Below are 18,777 nucleotides of genomic sequence, written 5' to 3'. Positions count from 1 at the left end.
GTGGCGCGATCGCCGGCCTCATAAGCGGAATGTGCAATTCAGCTTTACGTGGAGACCGGCGATGTACTGCGTCCAGTGCGAACAATCGAACAAGGGCGGTTGCGCCGCCAAGTTGGGATCCTGCGGCAAGACCGCGCAGGTCGCCGATCTGCAGGACGTGCTGCTGCGGGTGCTGCAGGGCGTCTCGGTCTATGCCGACCGTGCTGCGGCCAAGGGCGCGCGGGACGAAGCGGTGGATGCCTTCACGCCGCACGCCTGGTTCACCACCCTGACCAACGTCAATTTCGACGACACGCGTTTCGTGCCGCTGATCGCGCAAGCGCTCGCGATGCGGGAGCGGGCGCGGCTGCTCGCGGAGGCCGCCGGCGCGGATGTCTCGGCGCTTGCCGAGCCGGCCGGCTGGAACCCCGGCACCACGCCGTCCGAGCTCGCCGCGGCGGCGCCGTTCGCGGCGATCCAGCGCTTCCTCGATCGCGACGGGCCGAGCATCGTCGGGTTGCGGAACCTGATCCTCTACGGACTGAAGGGCACCGCCGCGTATGGCGAGCATGCCCGGGTGCTCGGTTTCAAGGACAAGGCGGTCAGCGCCGAGTTCCACCGCATCGCCGCCTTCCTCGCCACCGATCCGGTGGACGTCGACGCGCTGCTCGCCCATGCGCTGGCGATCGGTGCGCTCAACCTGAAGGTGATGGAACTGCTCGACGCGGCCAATACCGGGCGCTTCGGCCATCCCGAGCCGACCGCGGTGCGGATGACGCCGCGCGCGGGCAAGTGCCTGCTCGTCTCCGGCCACGACATGGGCGATCTCGAGGCGATCCTCCAGCAGAGCGAAGGCACCGGCGTGCTGGTCTATACCCATGGCGAGCTGCTGCCGGCCAATGCCTATCCGGGCCTCAAGAAGTTCCCGCATCTCGCCGGCAATTACGGCGGCGCCTGGCAGGACCAGCAGAAGGACTTCGATGCCTTTCCCGGGGCGATCGTGATGACCTCCAACTGCCTGATCAACCCGAACCTCAAGGGCTATGCGGGCCGCATCTTCACCGCCGGGCCGGTGGGCTGGAACGGGCTGCCGCATCTGGCCGACCATGATTTCGCGCCCGCCATCGCCTGCGCCCAGGCGCAACCGGGCTTCGCCGAAGATGCGCCGGCGCAGACCATCACCATCGGCTTCGCCCGCAACACCGTGATGGGCGTTGCCGACACGCTGCTCGGCATGATCGGCAAGGGCGAGGTGACCAATCTGTTCCTGGTCGGTGGCTGCGACGGCGCGCGCCCGGGCCGCAACTATTTCCACGACCTGGCGATGGCGACGCCGCAGGACAGCCTGGTGCTGACGCTCGGCTGCGGCAAGTTCCGCTTCAACCGCGAGGAGCTCGGCAGCATCAACGGCGTGCCGCGCGTGCTCGATATCGGCCAGTGCAACGATGCCTATTCGGCGATCCGCATCGCAACGGCGGTGGCGGAGGCGCTGGGCGTCGGCGTCAACGACCTGCCGCTCCATTATGCGATCAGCTGGTTCGAGCAGAAGGCGACCGCGGTGCTGCTGACGATGCTGCACCTGGGCCTGCGCCGCATCTATCTCGGCCCGACGCTGCCGCAGTTCCTGACGCCCGAGGTGCTCGCCATCCTCGTCGACACGTTCGACATCCGCCCGACCGGCGACGCCCAGGCCGACCTGCAGCAGATGCTCCAGGCCGCCTGAGTTCGCACCAGGGTCGGCAAACGCCAACGGCGCACGCGACGGGATCGCGTGCGCCGCTTGTTGTCCGGGTTCGCGGTCAGTCGGCGGTCTTGCGAACCTCGCCGCGGCCCATGGCGGAGACCAGCGCGTCGCCCGATCCCGTGAAGTTCGCGGCGGGCAGCGTCGCGGTCTTGTCCTTGACGCGGACAAGGACCTGCTGGACCGCCCCGGTGCCCGACGTCCGCACCGACTGCACGGTGCCGATCAGCCGGCCCTTGGCGTCGGTAACGACCATGCCGGGCGAAACCGGGACGGCGCCGGTGCCGCTCGCCGCCGCAGAGCCGGCAAGTGCCAGGGTGCCGGTGCCGGCCCCGGCGGCGCCGTTGGCGGCGTGCGTCGCGGTGGCGGCGACGTCGGCGGGGCTGGGTGCCGCGCTCCGGACGCGGCCCAGCGCCGTCTCCGCACCCGTCCGTGCGCTGCCGACGGCGCCGCGCGTCGTCTCGCCCAGGCGGGTTGCCGTCGCGCTCGCGTTTCCGCGCACGGCCGAGGCGGTGCTGCGGGTGCTGTCCACCGCACTGTCGGCCGCGCCGCGCACCGCGTCGGTGCCGATCAACTGGGCCTCGGCGCTGCCGTTGCCGCTGGCATTGCCGGATGCGGTGCCGCCGATGGCGCGATTGCCGAGGCGGGCGCTGTTCGCGACCGTCGAGTCCAGACTGCTGTCGTTCGAGGCTTTGACATGGCCCTTGCGGGTATCGACGCTGCGCTCGGTGCGGGTCGAGCCGCGCACGCTGCCGGTCGCGTCCCCGGCGATCGGCAGGTCGCGCGACGAGCGATCGATCGTGCTGCCGAGCATGCCCGGGCCGCCCATCGGCGCGCCGAAGCCACCGAGCGTGCCGCCCAGGCTTCCGCCGAGCGCGCCGCGGCCGCCGAGAATCTGTGCCGAGGCGGGCGATGCGACGGCGATGGCGAGAAGCGCGCTGGCACCAAGGATCTTGATCATTTCCGTTCTCCCAAAAGAGCTACTGACATTGGGAGAACGGGGCCCGGCCGCGGTTTAATCCCGACCCGACGAAAAAAATTCGAGGCGGGAATTTGTCTTTTGCGATCAATCTATTGCGCTGGCGTGCGGCAGGGTTCGCAGACGATTCCGCGACCGAATACCGGGTCCGGTCCGCGCGCGCCGGCATCGCGCGCGCCCGCGTCCACCCTGGCGATCGCCGCCGGCAGCTGACCCGGGCTGGCCGCCGGATAGAAGCGCGCGAGCGTGGCGGCCACCAGCGGGGCAGCGAAGGAGGTGCCGCGCACCCGCATCGTCCGCCCGGTCGCCGCCATCGCCAGCATGTCGGCGCCGGGGGCGGCATAATCGAGGTGGCTGGCGCGTCCGGCCTCGATCAGCACCCGGCCCCGCGCGTCAACGCCGGTGACGGCGATGACGCCAGGATAGGAGGCGGGATAGGCGGGCGGCGCGGCGGGCCCGTTATTGCCCACCGCCGCGACGATCGCGGTGCCGCGTGCCTGCGCCGCCGCGATCACCTTGCCGAGCACCGGATTGGCGGGCCCAACCAGGCTGATCGTCACCACGCTTACCCGGTTCTCCACCATCCAGCCGATCGCGCGGGCGATGGCCGTTGCGTTTCCGCCGGCGGGATCGCTGCCATAGACATCGGCCGAGGCGATCCGCGCGCCGGGCAGGCCGCCGCGCACGGCACCCGCGCCGCTGATCAGCGAGGCGACGGCCGTGGCATGGTCGCTGTCGTGCGGGGCGCCGCTGGCGAACCCGGCGCGGAGCGTCGCGCCCGCAACGCCGCCATCGACCACGCCCAGCAGCGTGCCGCTTCCCGCCGCCGGCGGTGCCGGCGCGGCGGGCACGCTGCCGCTCGTCGCGTGGAGCTGATCCGCGGTCACCCCGGTCGCGCCCAGCTTCCGGAGCTCGCGGATCGCCTGGGTCAGCGAGCGACCATGCGGTACGGTGAGGCGAACATAGCGCACCCCCAGCACGTCCTCGCGGGCGAGCACGGCATAGCCCTTGGTCTGCAGGCGCGTAGCCAGCGCGTCGTCCGGATCGTCGATGACGACTTCGCCCGCGCGAGCCGGGAAACCGTCCGGATCCAGCGCGATCCGGTCGGGGTATGCGCGCACCAGCTGGGCGGCAGCGCTGCGCCGGATCGCCTCCAGCCGCTGGGCGACACCGTCGGCGGCCGTCTCCAGCGCTTGATCGAGCCGGCCGAGCACCCGCTCGGGCGTCAGCGGCGCAGGAAGGTGGGGAATGACCGGCACCAGCTGGGCGTGCGCCGGCATCGCCGCGAGGAGCGGAACGAGCCCGATCGAGTGCCATTGCCGTCGCATCACCGGATCTTCCTTGCACAAAATTTAGAAGCTGTGGATGAAACGGCGCAAGCCACCCGTTTCATCCACGAACAAGGGACCATCAGGTTGGCGGCTTTCGAGGACGATCTGCTTGCATTGCTGCCTCGGCTGCGACGGTTCGCGCGTGCGCTCGCCCGCAACCCGGCCGATGCCGACGATCTCTGCCAGGTGGCGGTCGAAAAGGCGTTGCTCGGCAGGGCGTCGTGGCAGCCCGGCACCCGGATGGACAGTTGGATGTATCGGATCATGCGCAACAGCTGGATCGACATGGCGCGGAGCCGGCAGCGGGCCGGGCAGACCTTCGTCGATGCCGAGGCAGGCGCCGATATCGGCGCGGACGGCGGTGCCGAGGCGCGGGTCGCGCTGGGCGAGGTCGATGCCGCGCTGCACGCGCTCCCCGAGGAGCAGCGCGAGGCCGTGGCGCTCGTGCTGATCGAGGGGCTGGCCTATAAGGAGGCGGCCGAGGTGCTCGACGTGCCGATGGGGACGCTCACCTCGCGGCTGGTGCGGGGGCGGCAGGCGCTGATGGCGCGGTTGGGAGAAGACCTGTGAGCATCGATCCCGAACTGCTGATGGCCTATGCCGATGGCGAGCTGGGGCCCCTCGACGCCAAGCGCGTCGAGCAGGCGATTGCCGCCGATCCGGCACTGGGCGCGGAAGTCGCGCGGCACCGGGCGTTGCGGGCCAGGCTCGACGGCCATTTCGCGGCGGTGGCGCAGGAGCCGGTGCCCGATCGGCTGGCAGCCCTGATCCGGACGAATGTCGTCGACCTGCCGGCACGTCGTCGCACCGCCCGCGTGCCGGCCTGGGCGCCGTGGAGCGGGGCGGTCGCGGCGGCGCTGGTGCTTGGGCTTTTGCTCGGCAAGGGACTGCCGGAGCAGGGTGTCGTGCGAACCCGCGACGGCCATCTGTATGCCGCCGGATCGCTGGCTGGCGCGCTCGACCGACAGCTCGCAGCCAATGCGGGGGACGTGCAATTGGTGGTGAGCTTCCGCGATCGCGAGGGCCGCTATTGCCGGGTCTTCCGATCGCAGCCGGCGGACGGCATTGCCTGCCATGAGGCGAAGGGCTGGGCGCTGCGGCAGACGATGGGCGGCAGCCGGGTATCAGCACGCGGCTATGCGCAGGCGGGCTCGGCCGATGCCGCGTTGATGGCGGCGGCGCAGGAACTGATGGCGGGCGACCCGCTCGACGCTGCAGCCGAGGCCAGAGCCCGCGCCGCCGGATGGAAGTAGCGCGCCGGGCTGGGCGGACCGGCGCGGTGCAAAGCGAGGGGCTAGGAGCGGGCGCGGTGCGGGTCGCTCCACCCAGGCGCGCGCTGTGCCTTGCGGCCGCTGGTCGCCGATAGCGCCACCAGTCCGATCAGCGACGTCGCCGCGCCTGCGAGTGCCACCGCCGGATAGCCGAGCCCGGCGGCGATCACGCCGCCGCCCAGTGCCGCGCCGAACGCATTGCCGAGATTGAACGCGCCGATATTGACCGCCGAGGCGAGGTTGGGCGCGTCCGCCGCCGCCGTCATCACCCGCACCTGCAGCGGCGGCACCAGCGCGAAGCTTGCGACTCCCCACAGGAAGATCAGTACCGCGCTCGGACCTGCCTGCGCCATCGACAGGGCAAAGGCCACCAGGATCGCCGAGAGCGCCGCCAGCGTGATCAGCAAGGTACGGTCGACCGACCGGTCGGCGAAGCGGCCACCCAGCCAGTTGCCTGCGGTGAGCCCGAGCCCATAGAGCACCAGCATCGCGGTGATGAACCCCAGCGAGGCATGGGTCGCATCGCGCAGGATCGGCGTGATGTAGGTGAACACGGTAAACATCGCGCTCGATCCGATCACGGTCAGCGCCAGCGCGCCCAGCACCTGCTTGCGGGTGAGCACCCGGAGCTCTGCAAGCACGTCGCCGCCCCTGGGTGCGGGGAGGGCAGGCAGGGTCGCGCGCAGCGCCACCATCGTCAGCACGCCCAGGCCGGCGATGCCCCAGAAGGAGGCGCGCCAGCCGAGATGCTCGCCCGCCCAGGTGGCGAGCGGCACGCCCACGACATTGGCGATGGTCAGCCCCATGAACATCGCGGCGACGGCGCTGGCCCGGCGCTCTGGGGCCACCAGCCCGGCCGCGACCACCGAGCCGACCCCGAAAAAGGCGCCGTGGTTGAACGAGGTGAGCACGCGCGCGACGAGCAGCATCGCGTAGCTGCCGGACACCGCCGCCAGCAGGTTGCCCGCGGTGAAGATCCCGGCCAGGCCGATCAGCAGCATCCGCCGCGGCACCCGGCCGGTGGTCAGCGTCATCAGCGGCGCGCCGAGCATCACGCCCAGCGCATAGGCGCTGATCAACAGCCCCGCCGCGGGGATCGAGACCTGCAGATCGCGGGCGATGACGGGCAGCAGCCCCATCGGCGCGAATTCGGTCACGCCGATGCCGAACGCGCCCACGGCGAGGGCCAGCAGGCCGAGCCGGTTCGTTCTCCGCGCGGCCGCCACTCGGGCCTCCCCGGGGCGCGGGAGCACGTGGCCCCCCGATGCTTGCACTTGCCGAACGTCCATGGTCACCTTCCCGTTGCTTGTTCGGAGCACAGATGGACGGCGCGTGTGCGAGAGAGTAGCAGGCGGAAACGCGAAGGATTTGTGCGATGGACGCAAAGCTGAGCGGCAGCAGCGACCGGGCGCATGCGCTGGCGCTGTTCGCCGCAGTGATCGAGCAAGGCAGCTTTTCCGCCGCGGGCCGGCAACTGGGCATGAGCCCCTCGGCCGTGGCGCGTGCGGTCGACCGGATCGAGGCGCGGCTGGGCGTGCGGCTGCTGCTGCGCTCGACGCGGGCGCTCACCCTCACGGCCGAGGGCCGCGCCTATCTGCAGGCGGCGCGGCGGATCCTCGCCGATCTGGACGACGCCGAGCAGCAGATTGCCGACCAGGGCAACCCGCGGGGGAGGCTGCGGGTCAGCGCGGCGCTGTCGCATGGCCGGCTCTGCGTCGTGCCGCTGCTCGGCAGGTTCGCGGCGCGCTACCCGGACATCCTGATCGACATCGCGCTGACCGATACGCTGGTCGACATTGCCGGCGGCGAGGCGGATGTCGCGGTGCGGTTCGGGCCGTTGCCGGACAGCAGCCTCACCGCCCGCCGGCTCGGCGAAAGCCGCCGGGTGATCGTCGCATCCCCGGACTATCTCGCGCGCCACGGCACGCCCCAGGTGCCCGAGGATCTGTTCGACCATAAGTGCCTGAACTTCAGCTTCCGCCGATCCGAACCCGTGTGGCCGTTCCGCCGCGACGGTCACGACTTCGCCCTGTCGGTGCGCGGTGGGGTGGAGGCGAACAATGGCGAGACGCTGGGGCAGCTTGCGGCGATCGGGGTCGGCGTGGCGCGAGTGGGCGCGTTCAGCGTGGCCCGGGAGATCGCGAACGGCACGCTCGTGCCGATCCTCGAGGCGTTCAACCCCGGCGACATCGAGCAGATCCACGCGGTCTTCGTCGGCGGTCAGAACGTGCCGGCGCGGGTGCGGGTGTTCGTCGACTTCCTCGCCGCCAACCTTAGCTGAGCCGGAGCCGGGCGGTCAGCCTGGGCCGTGCAGATAGCCGGTGATCTGCGCATCGAAGCGCCGCGCCGCGCCCGCCGCCGGATCGGTGCTGCGTGCGAGCGTGGACAGGGCATGGCGGGCCGCGGCGCCGTGGCGCTTGCTGGCGAACAGGGCGAGGCCGTTTTCCGCGACCGCGGGGTCATAGTCGGTCGCGCCCGCCACGCAGACGAGATAGCGCACGACATTGTCGAGCGCGGCAGGATCGAGCGCCACCTGTTCGACGCTGGCCTCCCCCGCCAGCGCCTTGGGATAGCGGGCGTAGAAGGCATCGGCGAGGGCGCCGCCGATCTTGCCGCCGGCCTTGAGCGCGTCGCAGGTGGGAAGCGGAAGGCCTTCTGCCGGAGCGGCACGGGCCATGGCCGGGTCCTTCGCGGGTGGGGGCATCAGCTGCGCCAGCAGCGCGTCATAGCGGGCGGCACAATGCGATACCGGATGCGCGCGACAGCTGAGGGTACGGCTGGTGGCCCAGGCCTCGCTCGCGGCGGCCGGCACCGCCGACGGGGCGGCCGCCGACGCTGCGCCGGACAGGAGGGCGGCGCGTTCCTGCGCCACGTGGACCGCGGCGCGGGCGAAGGTCACCCGCGCCGCCGCGCCGCCGCCCTCGGCAGCCGCGTCGCCCAATTGCTGGAGCGCGGCGCGGAAGGCGGCAGCGGCGTCGGGGCTGTCGATCCCGGTCCCGGCGGCTTCGATGGCGGCATCGGCGCAGGCGGTCAGCGCCGATGCATCGCCGTTCGCGCGCGACTGGCAGTCGGCATAGGCCTCGGCCTCGACAGCGGCGGGCGCGGTGGCGGCCGCCTGGCGGGAAGCATTTGCGGGGGCTTCCGGTGCGGTCCCGCCGCACGCGGCAAGTGCGAGGGCCAGAACGCTGGCGTGTCTGGAGAAACGCATGCCGATCCTCTACCCCGCAGCGCCTCAGCGGTAAAGCGAACGGACCGCCGGCACGTCGATGCCCTGGGCGTTGCCCATGAACCGGGTCACGTCGATGTTGCGGTCGATATAGTCGGAGATCCAGCCCCGATAGGCCGCGCCCTCGTTGCCGCCGGCGGCGTCGAGATAGGCGCCGCGCTGCTTGCTCGGCACATTCGCCTCGAAGGTGCCGTCGCGCAGATACCCCATCTCGCCGTCGATCAGGCCGCGGGCGCCGCCCAGACCTTCGTGATGCGCGATATAGGCATATTTGGCGATGGCGGCCGGTGAGGCGTCGGCGGGCACATGGCCGCTGTCGCGCAGCGCCGCGACATTGTGCCGGGCATAGTCGGCACCGGCGAGGATCGACAGGCGCGGATCATTGCGCGCCGCGAGCAATCCCGCCCGATCGACCACGCGATTGTCGGCGCCGACCAGACCGAGCGCCTTGGCTTCCTGGTTGAGCACGCTGCCGGGGCGGGTGGCCTCGCCGATCCAGGAGCCGGTCAGAAACTGGGTAAGGCCCGTCGCCGAAGAGGTGCCGGCCCTGGAGTTGGCCTGCCACACGCCCCGCGATTTCGCCGCCTCGGCATCGATGATCGCGGCGACCGTCTGCGGGGCCATGCCGGTGCGGTTCGACGCCTCGAGGATCGCGCCGCGATACTGCGCATTGGCGCCCAGCGACAGGTTCTCGGGGGCATAGGCGCCCTGCGGGGCATGCGCGCCCGAGGCCTGTGGGGAAGCGGGAGCGGCCGCCTCTGTCGGAACGTCGGGCTTCACATACACGCCGATCAGCGTGCGGCCCCGGCCGCTCAGACCATTGGCCGCGCTGCCGGTACGGGCATAGGCGGAGGCATAGTCGCTCGCGAACCCGGTGTCGGTGCGGATCTCGATATGGCCGTATTTGGCGTTGCGGTCGGTGGCGCCGGGCGCGGCACCATAGACCAGCACCGCACCCTTGGGGGCGTCATAGGGCGAGCGGATGGTGGCGCCCGGCTCGCGGAGCAGGTTGACGAAGCCGCGTTGTTCCAGCGCGGCACCGGCGCCCTTGGCGGCCACGCCGGGCAGATAGTCGCGCACCGCGCCGGACTGCTGCAGCGCCGTCTTCACCCAGGCATAGCAGCGGCCGATCGACACATGACCGGCGGCGCGACGCTGCGCCAGGTCGGCGGCCTTGACCGACGCCGCCCCCGGCTTCGGGATGCCTTCGGCCGGGCTGGCGACGGGCGATGCCGGTGCGCTGCCCCGGATCCGCGCCTGCTGCGACCCGGCAGCGCTGCTCGCCGCGCCCAGCGTCAGGCGCTGGCCGGGGTGGATGCGATCGGGATGGGAAATGCCGTTGCGCGCGGCGAGACCGGCGACGGTCGTGCCGTGCGCGGCGGCGATGCCGCGCAGCGTGTCGCCGGGCTTGACCGTGTAGGTTGCAGGGGCGGGGCTCGGCAGGCGGATCTGCTGGCCGATCTGGAGCAGCGCCGGATTGGTGATGCCGTTGATCTCGGCGAGGCGCTGCCAGCTGGTGCCGTTCGCCGCCGCGATCTCGCTCAGCGTCTCTCCCTTGCGGACTTCGTGAACGTTCGCGCCCTGCCCGAGATGGGCCAGGCCATCGGGCGAGGAGAGCAGCCGGTTCAGCGCCGAACCGCCGGTCGCGCCGTCCATCGCCAGGCCCGCGCCTGCAAGCGGATCGTAGGGGATGCCGTTTCGCGAACCGGACGAGAGGAGGCTTGCCAGCTGGGTCATCGGTCATACTCCTTGGACTTCGCCGTTCGGTGTAGCGGCCGCTGCCGGAAGCGTCTCTCAACGGATCGATTAGGCAGCGGGCGGCTCTAGCCGGCCGGGGCCAGGACGAACCCCGTGGGCGTGAGGTCGAGCCGGTCGAGATCGAGCCCCATGCCGCGTGCGCCCTTGCGGACGGCATCGCCCACTGCCCGCAATTGGGCCGGGTCGTGCTTGGCCTGTTCGACGGATGCGTCGATCAGCGCGCTCTGCACCCACAGCGCCTCGGCAAGTTCCTGTTTCTTCGCGTCGGACGCGCCGGCGATGTCGCCGATGGCCGCGACGGCGCTGGCCGCCTGCCGGCGAACGGCGGTGAGCGTGGCCGGATCGGGCGTGTCGTTGTTGCCATGGGCCGCTTCCCAGGCGGTGAGCCACCACAGGGCATAGGCGTCGGCGACATTGTCGATGTGCAGCCCATGCGGCGCGACAAGTGTGCCGATCCGCTCGATGAAGTCGCCCTGGGCGAACAGCTTCTGCAGATCGGCGGCGCCCACAGGATCCGCGGCCCGGGTTTTCTGGACGAAGGCGGCGAGGTTGGCGCTGCGGCGCGCCTTGGAGGGAAGGTAGCGCAGTGCGGCGGCATCCGCGGGCGTGCCGCGCGGGGAAGGGGGCTCCGCAGCGCGCGGTTTGCCCGCCGAACGCGCCCGCGCTGCGTCCTGTGCCATGCGGTCGTCGAGCATCATGCTCAGCGGATCGGAGTGGGTGACGGTGGAGGTGATCATCACCCAGCCCTGGGGGTCGATCTGTGCCTGGGCAGTCTTCGCCCAGGGGATCGCCGCGACCAGGACGAGCGCTGCGCCGAAGTTTTTCACGCGAAGCGATCCCTTCGCCGTCACCCGCGGCGCTGGCGCAGCAGGAGGAAACCGCCAACGCCCATCCCGCCTGCCGCAAGGGCCAGCACACCATAGCTGCCGGCGTTCCCCGGCGTGGAGGGGCTGGCCGGCACATCGTTCCGGCTGACCCTGGACGGGACGAAGCCTTCCGCCGTCAGTTCGAACCGGTCGAGATCGATGCCCATCTGCTCGGCGCCCTTGCGTGCCGCGTCGCCGATCGCGCGGAGGCGCTCCGGCTTCTGCTTGGCCTGTTCCACCGCGCCGTCGATCAGCGCGCTTTGCACCCACAGCGACTCCGCCAGTTCCTGCTTCTGCGCATCCGACGCCCCGGCAATCTGTCCCGTGGCGGCGATGGCACCGGCCGCCTGCCGACGAACGGCGGCAAGCACGGCGCGGCTGGGGGTGTCGTTGCTCCCGCGGGATGCCTGCCAGGCGGTGATCCACCACAGGGCATAGGCATCGGCGATATTGTCGATCTGGAGCCCCTGCGGCGCGACGAGCGCCCGGATCTTCTCGATGAAGTCGCCCTGGGCGAACAGCTTCTGGAGGTCCTCGGCACCGCGCGGATCGGCTGCGCGGGTCTTGCTGACGAAGCGGGCGAGATTGGCCGTGCGGCGCGCCTTGGACGGCGTGTAGTGCAGCATCGCCGGATTGGCGGCGGGCCGCGCGCGCGTCAGTGGAGCAGCGGCGTCGTGCGAGAACCGGTCGGCATGGTCCTGCAACGCGATCCGTGGGCCTTCGTACAGCATCGGGCTGATCATCTGGGCCTGCGCCATGCCGGGCACCGCGACGCATGCCAGGCCGAGGGAAAGGAGCAACCGCGACGCCATCGATACCTCCGGAACAGGTCGGGCGGGTCGTTCCCGACACCGACGGAATAAAAATCGAGCCGGGCGAAGTCGATGCTTCGCCCGGCCCTTTGCGGTGAACCGCAGCGTTTCTTAGCCCTTGCGAGCCATGGTCGACAGACCTTCGCCGATCGTCTTGATCATGTTGGTGGTCGACTGCATCAGGTAGCTGAATTCCTGGGTCGCGACCTGCAGGTCGGTCATCGTCTTGGTCGACTTGTTGTTCTTCGACTGCGAGTCGTAGGTCTGCGCCAGCGACTGCATCTCGTCGATCTTGGCATCCATCGACTGTGCCATCACCTCGGCGATGGCGCGCAGCCAGTTGCCGCTGCCGGCGCGGCCCTCGCGCGAACCCTCGGTCTTGGCGCGGTCGCTGCCCTCGCGCGAGGCCGCGAAGAGGTTCTCGGCGATGTTCTCGGCCTGCTGGCTCATCTCGCGGGTCATCGCGCCCTGCTCCGAGGGGGACAGGAGGCCATAGCCGACCGTGCTGACCGCGTCGGCGATGCTGCTCGGCGTCCCGCCGATGGAGGCGCTGAAGCTGCTCTTGGCGATGTCGATCATGCCCTGCGGCAGGCCGAGCTTCTCGCCGAGTTGCTGGAGCACCTGCTGGCCGATCGCCGCACCCAGCGTGCGGACCGCGAGCGATGCCCAGCCCGCCGGACCCATTGCAAGGGACGCCAGGCTGATCGGATTGACCAGGGACCGCGTAAGACCACCCAGGAGACTCATGGCTCGTTCCTTCCCATTTAGCTGTCGCGCTCCCCTCGGGAGCCAGGCCGCCGACACCGCGCCGCCGGTACGAGGGCAAACTGCCCCGGATCGGGCCGCCACGCGCTCCACGATTCGTTTAGCCGGGCTCAACGAATCGTCGAGGAGGGCGCTCATTCGAGGGGCAGGAAGAGCAGTCCTGCCAGGCTGTTGAGTTCGCGCACGCCGTCGAGCTCCAGTTTGCGGATCGCGTTGTTCATGTGCGTGCGCACGGTGTTCTCGGTCATGTTGAGCAAGGTGCCGATATCGCCGTTCGCGCGGCCCCAGCCGAGGAAGCGGAGCACCGCCGCCTCGTTGCGGGTCAGCGTCTGCAGCCCCGCCAAATGGAGCAGCGGCACCCGCCAGCCGGGCACGGTGAACTCGCCGATGCGGATCTCGCGGGTGGCGGCGCCGCGGCGTTCCTCCGCCGCGCGCAGCTCGGCGATCAGTTGGGCGAGCTGCTCGGCATCGCTTGGCGGCGGCGAGGGCGCGCGGAGGGCGGTGGCGCTGGTCATTGCGGCTTGGCCGTTCGCTGGAGGACGCCGCCCGCAATCTCCTCGCGCGTGCCGAGATCGGCGAGGATCGCCTGGGCGAGCAGCGGGAGCGTGAGAATGACGACGAAGGTGGCGGCGGCCGCCTTGATCGGCATCGCCATCGAGAAGACGTTGAACGACTGGGCGAAGCGGTTGAGGAACCCCATCGCCAGGTCGATCACGTAGAGCACGGTCAGCACCGGTGCCGCGAACAGGAAGGCGAGGGCGAACAGGCGCCCGTACTCGCCCTCGAAGAACATCAGCGCGCGCGCATCGAGCTGCAGCCCGCCGGGGCCGAGCGGCCAGATCAGATAGCTGCCCATCACCGTGCCGACGAGCAGGGTGAGCCCGCCGGCGGTTACGAACACCACCTCGGCGAAGCGGCTGAGCAGGATGCCGGTGAGCGAGCTGGTGTTGCCGCTCAAGGGATCGACCAGCTGGCCGATCGTCGCGCCCACCTTGGTGTCGATGATCTCGCCCGCCGCGCCCAGCGCCCAGAGCACGGTGCCGAAGAAGAACCCGATCGCCCCGCCGGCGGCGGCTTCCTTCAGCAGCATCTTGAGCCAGCCCAGCGCGGAGAGGGCGTTCGGGTGGAAATCCGGCTGCATCTGCAGCGCGACCAGCCCGAAGGTGACGATGATGCTGTTGCGCACCGTCCCCGGCATCACCTCGCGCGAGAACACCGGCACGAACACGAAGGCGAAGGCGAAGCGCGCCGAGGCGACCGCGACGACCAGCAATTGGTCGAGCCAGGGCATCGCCGCGAACAGCGGCACGCCGACGCCGGGGGGCACCGCCTCGATCATCGCCCCACCGCCGCGAGGCCGGAGAAGATCGAATCTGCATAGCTGTACAGCGTGCCCGCCATCAGGCTGGCGGTGACGAAGATGCTGATCACGATCGCGAAGAACTTGAGCGTGTATTGCAGCGTCTGTTCCTGCAGCTGGGTCGCCGCCTGCACGATCGCGACGAGCAGCCCCACCACCGACGCCGCGATGATCGGCGGCGCCGAGAGCAGCAGCACCAGCCACAGCCCCTGCGTGGTGACGGCGACGAGATCGTCGCTCATGCGCGCGCCTCCTCAGGCATAGGAGAGCACCAGCCCGTGGCTCAGCTTCACCCAGCCGTCGACCAGCACGAACAGGAGGATCTTGAACGGCAGCGAGATGGTGACCGGCGAGAGCATCATCATGCCCATCGCCAGCAGGATGTTGGCGATCACCATGTCGATGACGAGGAAGGGGAGGAAGATCAGGAAGCCGATCTGGAAAGCCAGCTTGAGCTCCTTCACCACGAACGCCGGGATGACGATCACGAAGTCCGTGTCGCGCAGGGTGCTGACCTTGGCCGGATCGCCGATGCGCTGCTGGGTGCGCAGGAAGAAGGCGCGCTCGCGCGGGTCGCTGTGCTTGACCAGGAATTCGCGCAAGGGCTCCTTGGCGCGGTCGGCAGTGGCGAAGATGTCGCCGGTACTTTCGATCGGGTTCTCGGCCTGCGCCGGGGGATCGCCGGGCATGGTGGGGGTGGCCGGGCCCTGGACCGCGGCGGCGGCCTGCATCTTCTCCAGCGTCGGGTACATCACGAACACGCTGAGGATCAGCGCCAGCCCGTTGAGCACCAGGTTGGGCGGCACCTGCTGCAGGCCGAGCGCGTTGCGCACCAGGCTCAGCACCACGGCGATCTTGGTGAAGCTGGTCACCATCACCGCGAAGAAGGGGGCGAGCGCGATCAGGACGACCGTGATCAGCGCCGAGCCGGGGGTGAACTGGGCGAGGTTCACGCGTCCACCTCCACCGGCTGCCGGACCGCGCCGTCGGCGAGATCGACGCGGGACTCGATCAGCACCGCGAAACGGTCGCCGAGCTGGACCAGTTCGCCGCGGGCGAGGGGGGTACCGGCGACCAGCAGCTCCACCGCAATCCCTTCGGAGACGGGGCCGAGCGGCAGCGCCACGCCGGGGCGCAGATCGGCGAGCGCCGCGGCGCTGACCCGCTGCTCGGGCAGGCGAAGGGTGAGGGGCACGGCAAAATCTCGCGGGGAGGGGGCAGCGTCGCTGGAATCCATGGGCGCTCCGTCGGGATGCGGGGTGAAACTGCCGGCGGCGAGGTCGAACTGACCGGCCTGGCGGAAATGCGGGGCTTCGAGCGTGGCGCGGGGGCGGGCGCCGATCAGCACGAGGTCGCCGGGGGCAAGGTCGCCCGCTTCGGCGATGCCGAGCCGGGGCCCCTGCACCAGCAGGTGCGCGAGGACCGGCAGGCGCGCGGCCAGCGGGGTGAGTGCGTCCGCCTCGGCGCGCCAGTTTGCCGCGTGCGGATGGTCGCATGGTAACAGCAGCGCGGCATCCTGATCTTCGCGGCGCAGGACGAAATGGAGCGCGGCATCGTCCGATGCGTTGCCGAGATCCTCGGGTTCGAGCTGGAGTCCCAGCACTTGTTCGAGCGCGAGCAGCAGCGGCTCGGCATCGTCCAGCGCGGTGGCGGCTTCGGCGATCCGCTCGGGATGGAGCACGGCCCCGCCGGGGCGGAACTGGCTGCCATCGGCGCAGCGGAACCAACTGCCGCGCGGGGGCGCCGCGATGATCTCGACCGCGAAGCCGGCATCTTCGAGCAGTCGCGCAACCGCGCTCGACAGTGCATCGCGCGTCGGATCGACCCGGGGCAGGTCGAGCGCATCGAGGCGGAGCATCGTCGCCATCAGAAGCGCACCGGCGAAGGCATCGGCTTGGCCGGCGCCTGCCCCTCGGGCCAGCGCGCGAGCAGCGTCACCGATCCGGCGGTGACGCCGACCAGCATCGTCTCGCCGCGCGCCTCGATCAGCACCACCCGCTCGCGCTGGCCGAGCGGCATCGAGCGGAGGAAGCGGATCGGCGCTTCGCCCTCGCCATTGGCGGCGACGCCCAGCTGGCGATCCTGCAGCTTCTTCAGCAGCCAGATCACCCCCCAGGCCATGCCCAATACCAGGGCAAGCGCCACGACGATGGCGAGGATCGAGGATAGGACGGCTCCGATTCCCATGATGCGGTTCGTTCTCCGGTCTGGTCAGCGTTGGCGCGCGGCGCGGCGCGGGGCGGCGGTATCCATGTCGTGCTGCATCGGGCCGTCGCCGCTTTTCGCCTTGGCGGCCCAGAGGATCACGGCGGCGATCGCGTCGAACATGTCCTCGGGCACGATCTCGCCGATCTCGCCGCGCGCCCACAGGCTGCGGGCGGCGGCGACGTTGCGGACGATCGGCACGCGGGCCTCCTCGGCCTCGGCGCGCATCGCGGCGGCGAGTTCGCCCATGCCCTTGGCGGCGATCACCGGCACCGGGCAGCTGGTCTCGTCATAGTTGAGCGCGATGGCGATATGGGTGGGGTTCACCAGCAGCGCGGCAGCACCGCGGGTGGCGCCAAGATGATTCTGGTTCGCCCATTCCTGGTGCATGTCCCGCCGCAGCGCGCGCACCTGCGGATCGCCTTCGCTCTCCTTGTGCTCCTGCTTGATGTCGCGGCGGCTCATCTTCATCTTCTTGATGAAGCTGTGCTTGGCATAGATCCGGTCGGCGACGGCGACGAACAGGAATACCGCGACGACCATCGCCAGCATCTGCAGCGTCAGCGAATAGGTGAGGCCGATCGTGCGCAGCGCGGCACCTTCGCGCGACTCGTCGATGGGGGAGGTCGCCGCGAGTCGAATCAGCTGGCCGGAACTGGCGAGGGCGCTCCGGTAGACCAGATACCCGATCAAGCAGATCAGCGCGGCTTTCACCAGCGTCTTGGCGAGTTCGAACAGGCCGTCCTTGCCGAACATCCGCTTCAGGCCTTCGATCGGATTCAGCTTCTCCATCCCGAACTTCATCTTCTCGGTCGTCATCATCGGCCCGACCTGGAGAAATTCGGCGAGGGTGCCGATCAGCGCGGCGGGGACCAGCGTGGCGAAGCTGAGGCGCAGCAGCGTCCAGGCCGCGTCCCAGGCGATGGCGGGCGCGGTCTGCTCGAACGCTCCGGTCGCGGCCTTCGCCACCACGTCGCCGGCGAGGCGCGCCAGTTCGCTGGCGGCATAGCCCGAGACGGTGACGAACAGCAGCAGCCAGGCGAGCGTGAGAAGGCCCGTGGCCAGATCCTTGGATTTGGCAACGTCCCCCTTCTTGCGCGCGTCCTGCAGCCGCTTCGGCGTCGGGAGCTCGCTCTTGTCGGCGCTGTCCTTGCCTTGGCTCATGAAGATAAACTCTTGCCGCCGGGCGCATTCCGCGAAGTTGCGGAGGGTCCGGGCAGGTCAAGCAGGTCGACACATCGGCTGCCCGTGGGGCGGGGCAACGACGTACGTAAAATCCCGTAACCGGTTCCCCGGCGCAACAGGCAAAATGCATGCCGATTAGTAACGCCTGCGAAGAAACCCTAGGGAATCCGAGACTTTTTATGATTCGCCGCGCGACAAGTCGTTGCGTACAGCCGTCCGGTCGTGCTGACAGATCTGTCAACAATCGGCGATTCAGAAAAGGTTCCTCCACCCGTCGACGAAAAAGCTCCTTTCGCCTCGTCGCAACATGGTGAAATATTTCTGAAGAACGACTTGAAACTGAAAGAAAAACGCGACAGCCTATAGGTGTTCCCGGACGAGCAGGCCGGGAATTGTGGGGCATCGTGCTGAACAACTGTTGGCCATAAGGGCTATCGGCTGGGGAGCGATGCAAATGCGTAGCGTAGTTCTTAGCGTATCATGGCCGGTGCTGATCGGTGCCGTGCTGATTATTCCGGATGCGGCATGGTCGCGGGACAAGACTCCGCCGCCGCCGCCCTGTCCGCTGACCGCCACGTTGCGGGTCGCGGACCAGGCGTCGCTGGCGGGTATCCAGTCCCTCCAGCAATGCAGCCGTTCCATCGTCGTCGCGCCGGGGTCCCCGACCGAGATGCCGAAGGACGTGCGCATCGCACCGGAGGCCGAGGAAGGGTCCGGGGCCGATCGTGCGGCCTCGTTCCAGCGCGTTTCGGCGGGCACGCGGCGCCGGCCCGAGTCGGCGCCCACCGCGACGCTGCGCGTTGCGGCGATCGCGCCGGCCCGGCAGGAACCTGCCGCCGTCGTCGCCGCGGCGTCCGACGATGCGATCCTGGCGATGCGACCGATCTCCTACACCACCCGCTATGACGCGATGATCCAGCGGGTGGCGGCGCGGCGACGGGTGGACCCGCTGCTGCTCCACGCGGTAATCGACCAGGAATCGCGCTATCGTGCGGACGCGACCAGCCCGGTCGGCGCCCACGGCCTGATGCAGCTGATGCCGGGAACGGCGCGGATGCTCAACGTGTCTGCCGCCAACGCAGAGGCCAATGTCGATGGCGGCGCGCGGCTGCTGCGCCAGCTCCACGGGCGGTTCAACGATTTCAACCTGACGCTCGCTGCCTACAATGCCGGCGAGGGCGCGGTGCGGCGCTACGGCAACCGCATCCCGCCCTATCGCGAAACCCAGGCCTATGTCGCCGGGGTGATGGGCCGGTACAGCCGGCTCGTCGCCGAACAGGCCAGCCGGAGCCGTTGACC

At 70.0% G+C, this 18,777-nt stretch carries 20 protein-coding genes; 5 read left to right on the top strand and 15 right to left on the bottom strand.

Annotated elements, in window-relative coordinates:
- Positions 1 to 61 precede the first annotated feature (61 nt).
- A complete protein-coding gene (gene hcp / locus QZ814_RS11040) occupies positions 62 to 1,702 on the top strand; it encodes a hydroxylamine reductase (protein WP_294331972.1) in 1,641 nt (546 codons plus the stop codon).
- Positions 1,703 to 1,778: 76 nt separating this feature from the next.
- On the opposite strand, the gene QZ814_RS11035 is transcribed toward hcp, so the two are convergent.
- Both QZ814_RS11035 and QZ814_RS11030 read right to left on the bottom strand, forming a co-directional pair.
- Positions 1,779 to 2,681: a hypothetical protein gene (locus QZ814_RS11035; RefSeq protein ID WP_294331971.1), complete on the bottom strand. Its 903-nt coding sequence runs from the start codon at positions 2,679 to 2,681 to the stop codon at positions 1,779 to 1,781.
- Between the two features lie 110 nt (positions 2,682 to 2,791).
- On the bottom strand, positions 2,792 to 4,027 hold the full coding sequence (locus QZ814_RS11030; RefSeq protein WP_294331969.1) for a S8 family serine peptidase: 1,236 nt from the start codon (positions 4,025 to 4,027) through the stop codon (positions 2,792 to 2,794).
- A gap of 87 nt (positions 4,028 to 4,114) precedes the next feature.
- On the opposite strand from QZ814_RS11030, the gene QZ814_RS11025 reads away from it, so the two are divergent.
- Entirely contained in the window at positions 4,115 to 4,600 is a 486-nt protein-coding gene (locus QZ814_RS11025; protein WP_294331968.1) for a sigma-70 family RNA polymerase sigma factor, read from the top strand.
- On the top strand, positions 4,597 to 5,283 hold the full coding sequence (locus QZ814_RS11020; protein WP_294331966.1) for an anti-sigma factor: 687 nt from the start codon (positions 4,597 to 4,599) through the stop codon (positions 5,281 to 5,283). Before QZ814_RS11025 ends, QZ814_RS11020 begins: the two co-directional genes overlap by 4 nt.
- Before the next feature lie 41 nt (positions 5,284 to 5,324).
- Here the strand turns inward: QZ814_RS11020 and QZ814_RS11015 are convergent, their stop codons facing one another.
- Positions 5,325 to 6,527, bottom strand: coding sequence for an MFS transporter (locus QZ814_RS11015; protein WP_294331965.1), 1,203 nt, complete (start codon positions 6,525 to 6,527; stop codon positions 5,325 to 5,327).
- 149 nt (positions 6,528 to 6,676) lie between these two features.
- Between QZ814_RS11015 and QZ814_RS11010 the strand changes: the two genes are divergently transcribed.
- The gene (locus tag QZ814_RS11010) at positions 6,677 to 7,582 is read left to right on the top strand and encodes a LysR family transcriptional regulator (protein WP_294331963.1); all 906 of its coding nucleotides are present in this window, start codon (positions 6,677 to 6,679) and stop codon (positions 7,580 to 7,582) included.
- A 15-nt stretch (positions 7,583 to 7,597) separates the two neighbouring features.
- Here the strand turns inward: QZ814_RS11010 and QZ814_RS11005 are convergent, their stop codons facing one another.
- The 12 genes from QZ814_RS11005 to QZ814_RS10950 all read right to left on the bottom strand — a co-directional run bounded on the left by QZ814_RS11005 (position 7,598) and on the right by QZ814_RS10950 (position 17,457).
- A complete protein-coding gene (locus QZ814_RS11005) occupies positions 7,598 to 8,509 on the bottom strand; it encodes a hypothetical protein (protein WP_294331961.1) in 912 nt (303 codons plus the stop codon).
- A 24-nt stretch (positions 8,510 to 8,533) separates the two neighbouring features.
- Complete coding sequence (locus QZ814_RS11000; RefSeq protein WP_294331959.1) at positions 8,534 to 10,264, bottom strand: LysM peptidoglycan-binding domain-containing protein; 1,731 nt, start codon at positions 10,262 to 10,264, stop codon at positions 8,534 to 8,536.
- An 86-nt stretch (positions 10,265 to 10,350) separates the two neighbouring features.
- A complete protein-coding gene (locus tag QZ814_RS10995; RefSeq protein WP_294331958.1) occupies positions 10,351 to 11,112 on the bottom strand; it encodes a DUF6683 family protein in 762 nt (253 codons plus the stop codon).
- Positions 11,113 to 11,132: 20 nt separating this feature from the next.
- The gene (locus tag QZ814_RS10990; protein ID WP_294331956.1) at positions 11,133 to 11,963 is read right to left on the bottom strand and encodes a DUF6683 family protein; all 831 of its coding nucleotides are present in this window, start codon (positions 11,961 to 11,963) and stop codon (positions 11,133 to 11,135) included.
- Positions 11,964 to 12,074: 111 nt separating this feature from the next.
- A complete protein-coding gene (locus tag QZ814_RS10985; RefSeq protein ID WP_294331954.1) occupies positions 12,075 to 12,710 on the bottom strand; it encodes a hypothetical protein in 636 nt (211 codons plus the stop codon).
- Positions 12,711 to 12,862: 152 nt separating this feature from the next.
- A complete protein-coding gene (locus tag QZ814_RS10980) occupies positions 12,863 to 13,243 on the bottom strand; it encodes a helix-turn-helix transcriptional regulator (protein ID WP_294331951.1) in 381 nt (126 codons plus the stop codon).
- Complete coding sequence (sctT, locus tag QZ814_RS10975; RefSeq protein WP_294331946.1) at positions 13,240 to 14,067, bottom strand: type III secretion system export apparatus subunit SctT; 828 nt, start codon at positions 14,065 to 14,067, stop codon at positions 13,240 to 13,242. The genes QZ814_RS10980 and sctT overlap by 4 nt, the downstream gene beginning before the upstream one ends.
- Complete coding sequence (gene sctS / locus QZ814_RS10970; RefSeq protein ID WP_019368943.1) at positions 14,064 to 14,330, bottom strand: type III secretion system export apparatus subunit SctS; 267 nt, start codon at positions 14,328 to 14,330, stop codon at positions 14,064 to 14,066. Before sctS ends, sctT begins: the two co-directional genes overlap by 4 nt.
- A gap of 12 nt (positions 14,331 to 14,342) precedes the next feature.
- On the bottom strand, positions 14,343 to 15,041 hold the full coding sequence (gene sctR / locus QZ814_RS10965) for a type III secretion system export apparatus subunit SctR (RefSeq protein ID WP_294331942.1): 699 nt from the start codon (positions 15,039 to 15,041) through the stop codon (positions 14,343 to 14,345).
- Positions 15,038 to 15,955: a FliM/FliN family flagellar motor switch protein gene (locus QZ814_RS10960; RefSeq protein ID WP_294331939.1), complete on the bottom strand. Its 918-nt coding sequence runs from the start codon at positions 15,953 to 15,955 to the stop codon at positions 15,038 to 15,040. Before QZ814_RS10960 ends, sctR begins: the two co-directional genes overlap by 4 nt.
- Positions 15,955 to 16,275: a flagellar biosynthetic protein FliO gene (gene fliO, locus QZ814_RS10955; protein WP_294331936.1), complete on the bottom strand. Its 321-nt coding sequence runs from the start codon at positions 16,273 to 16,275 to the stop codon at positions 15,955 to 15,957. The genes QZ814_RS10960 and fliO overlap by 1 nt, the downstream gene beginning before the upstream one ends.
- 24 nt (positions 16,276 to 16,299) lie before the next feature.
- A complete protein-coding gene (locus QZ814_RS10950; RefSeq protein WP_294331933.1) occupies positions 16,300 to 17,457 on the bottom strand; it encodes an EscU/YscU/HrcU family type III secretion system export apparatus switch protein in 1,158 nt (385 codons plus the stop codon).
- 475 nt (positions 17,458 to 17,932) lie between these two features.
- Here QZ814_RS10950 and QZ814_RS10945 point away from each other — a divergent pair, with 475 nt between their 5' ends.
- Complete coding sequence (locus QZ814_RS10945) at positions 17,933 to 18,775, top strand: lytic transglycosylase domain-containing protein (protein ID WP_294331928.1); 843 nt, start codon at positions 17,933 to 17,935, stop codon at positions 18,773 to 18,775.
- Positions 18,776 to 18,777 lie beyond the last annotated feature (2 nt).

The sequence above is a fragment of the uncultured Sphingomonas sp. genome (genome assembly GCF_913777625.1).
Taxonomy (GTDB): domain Bacteria; phylum Pseudomonadota; class Alphaproteobacteria; order Sphingomonadales; family Sphingomonadaceae; genus Sphingomonas.
The sequence above is the reverse complement of the archived record's forward strand: the minus strand, read 5'-3'. Positions and strand labels throughout refer to the sequence as shown.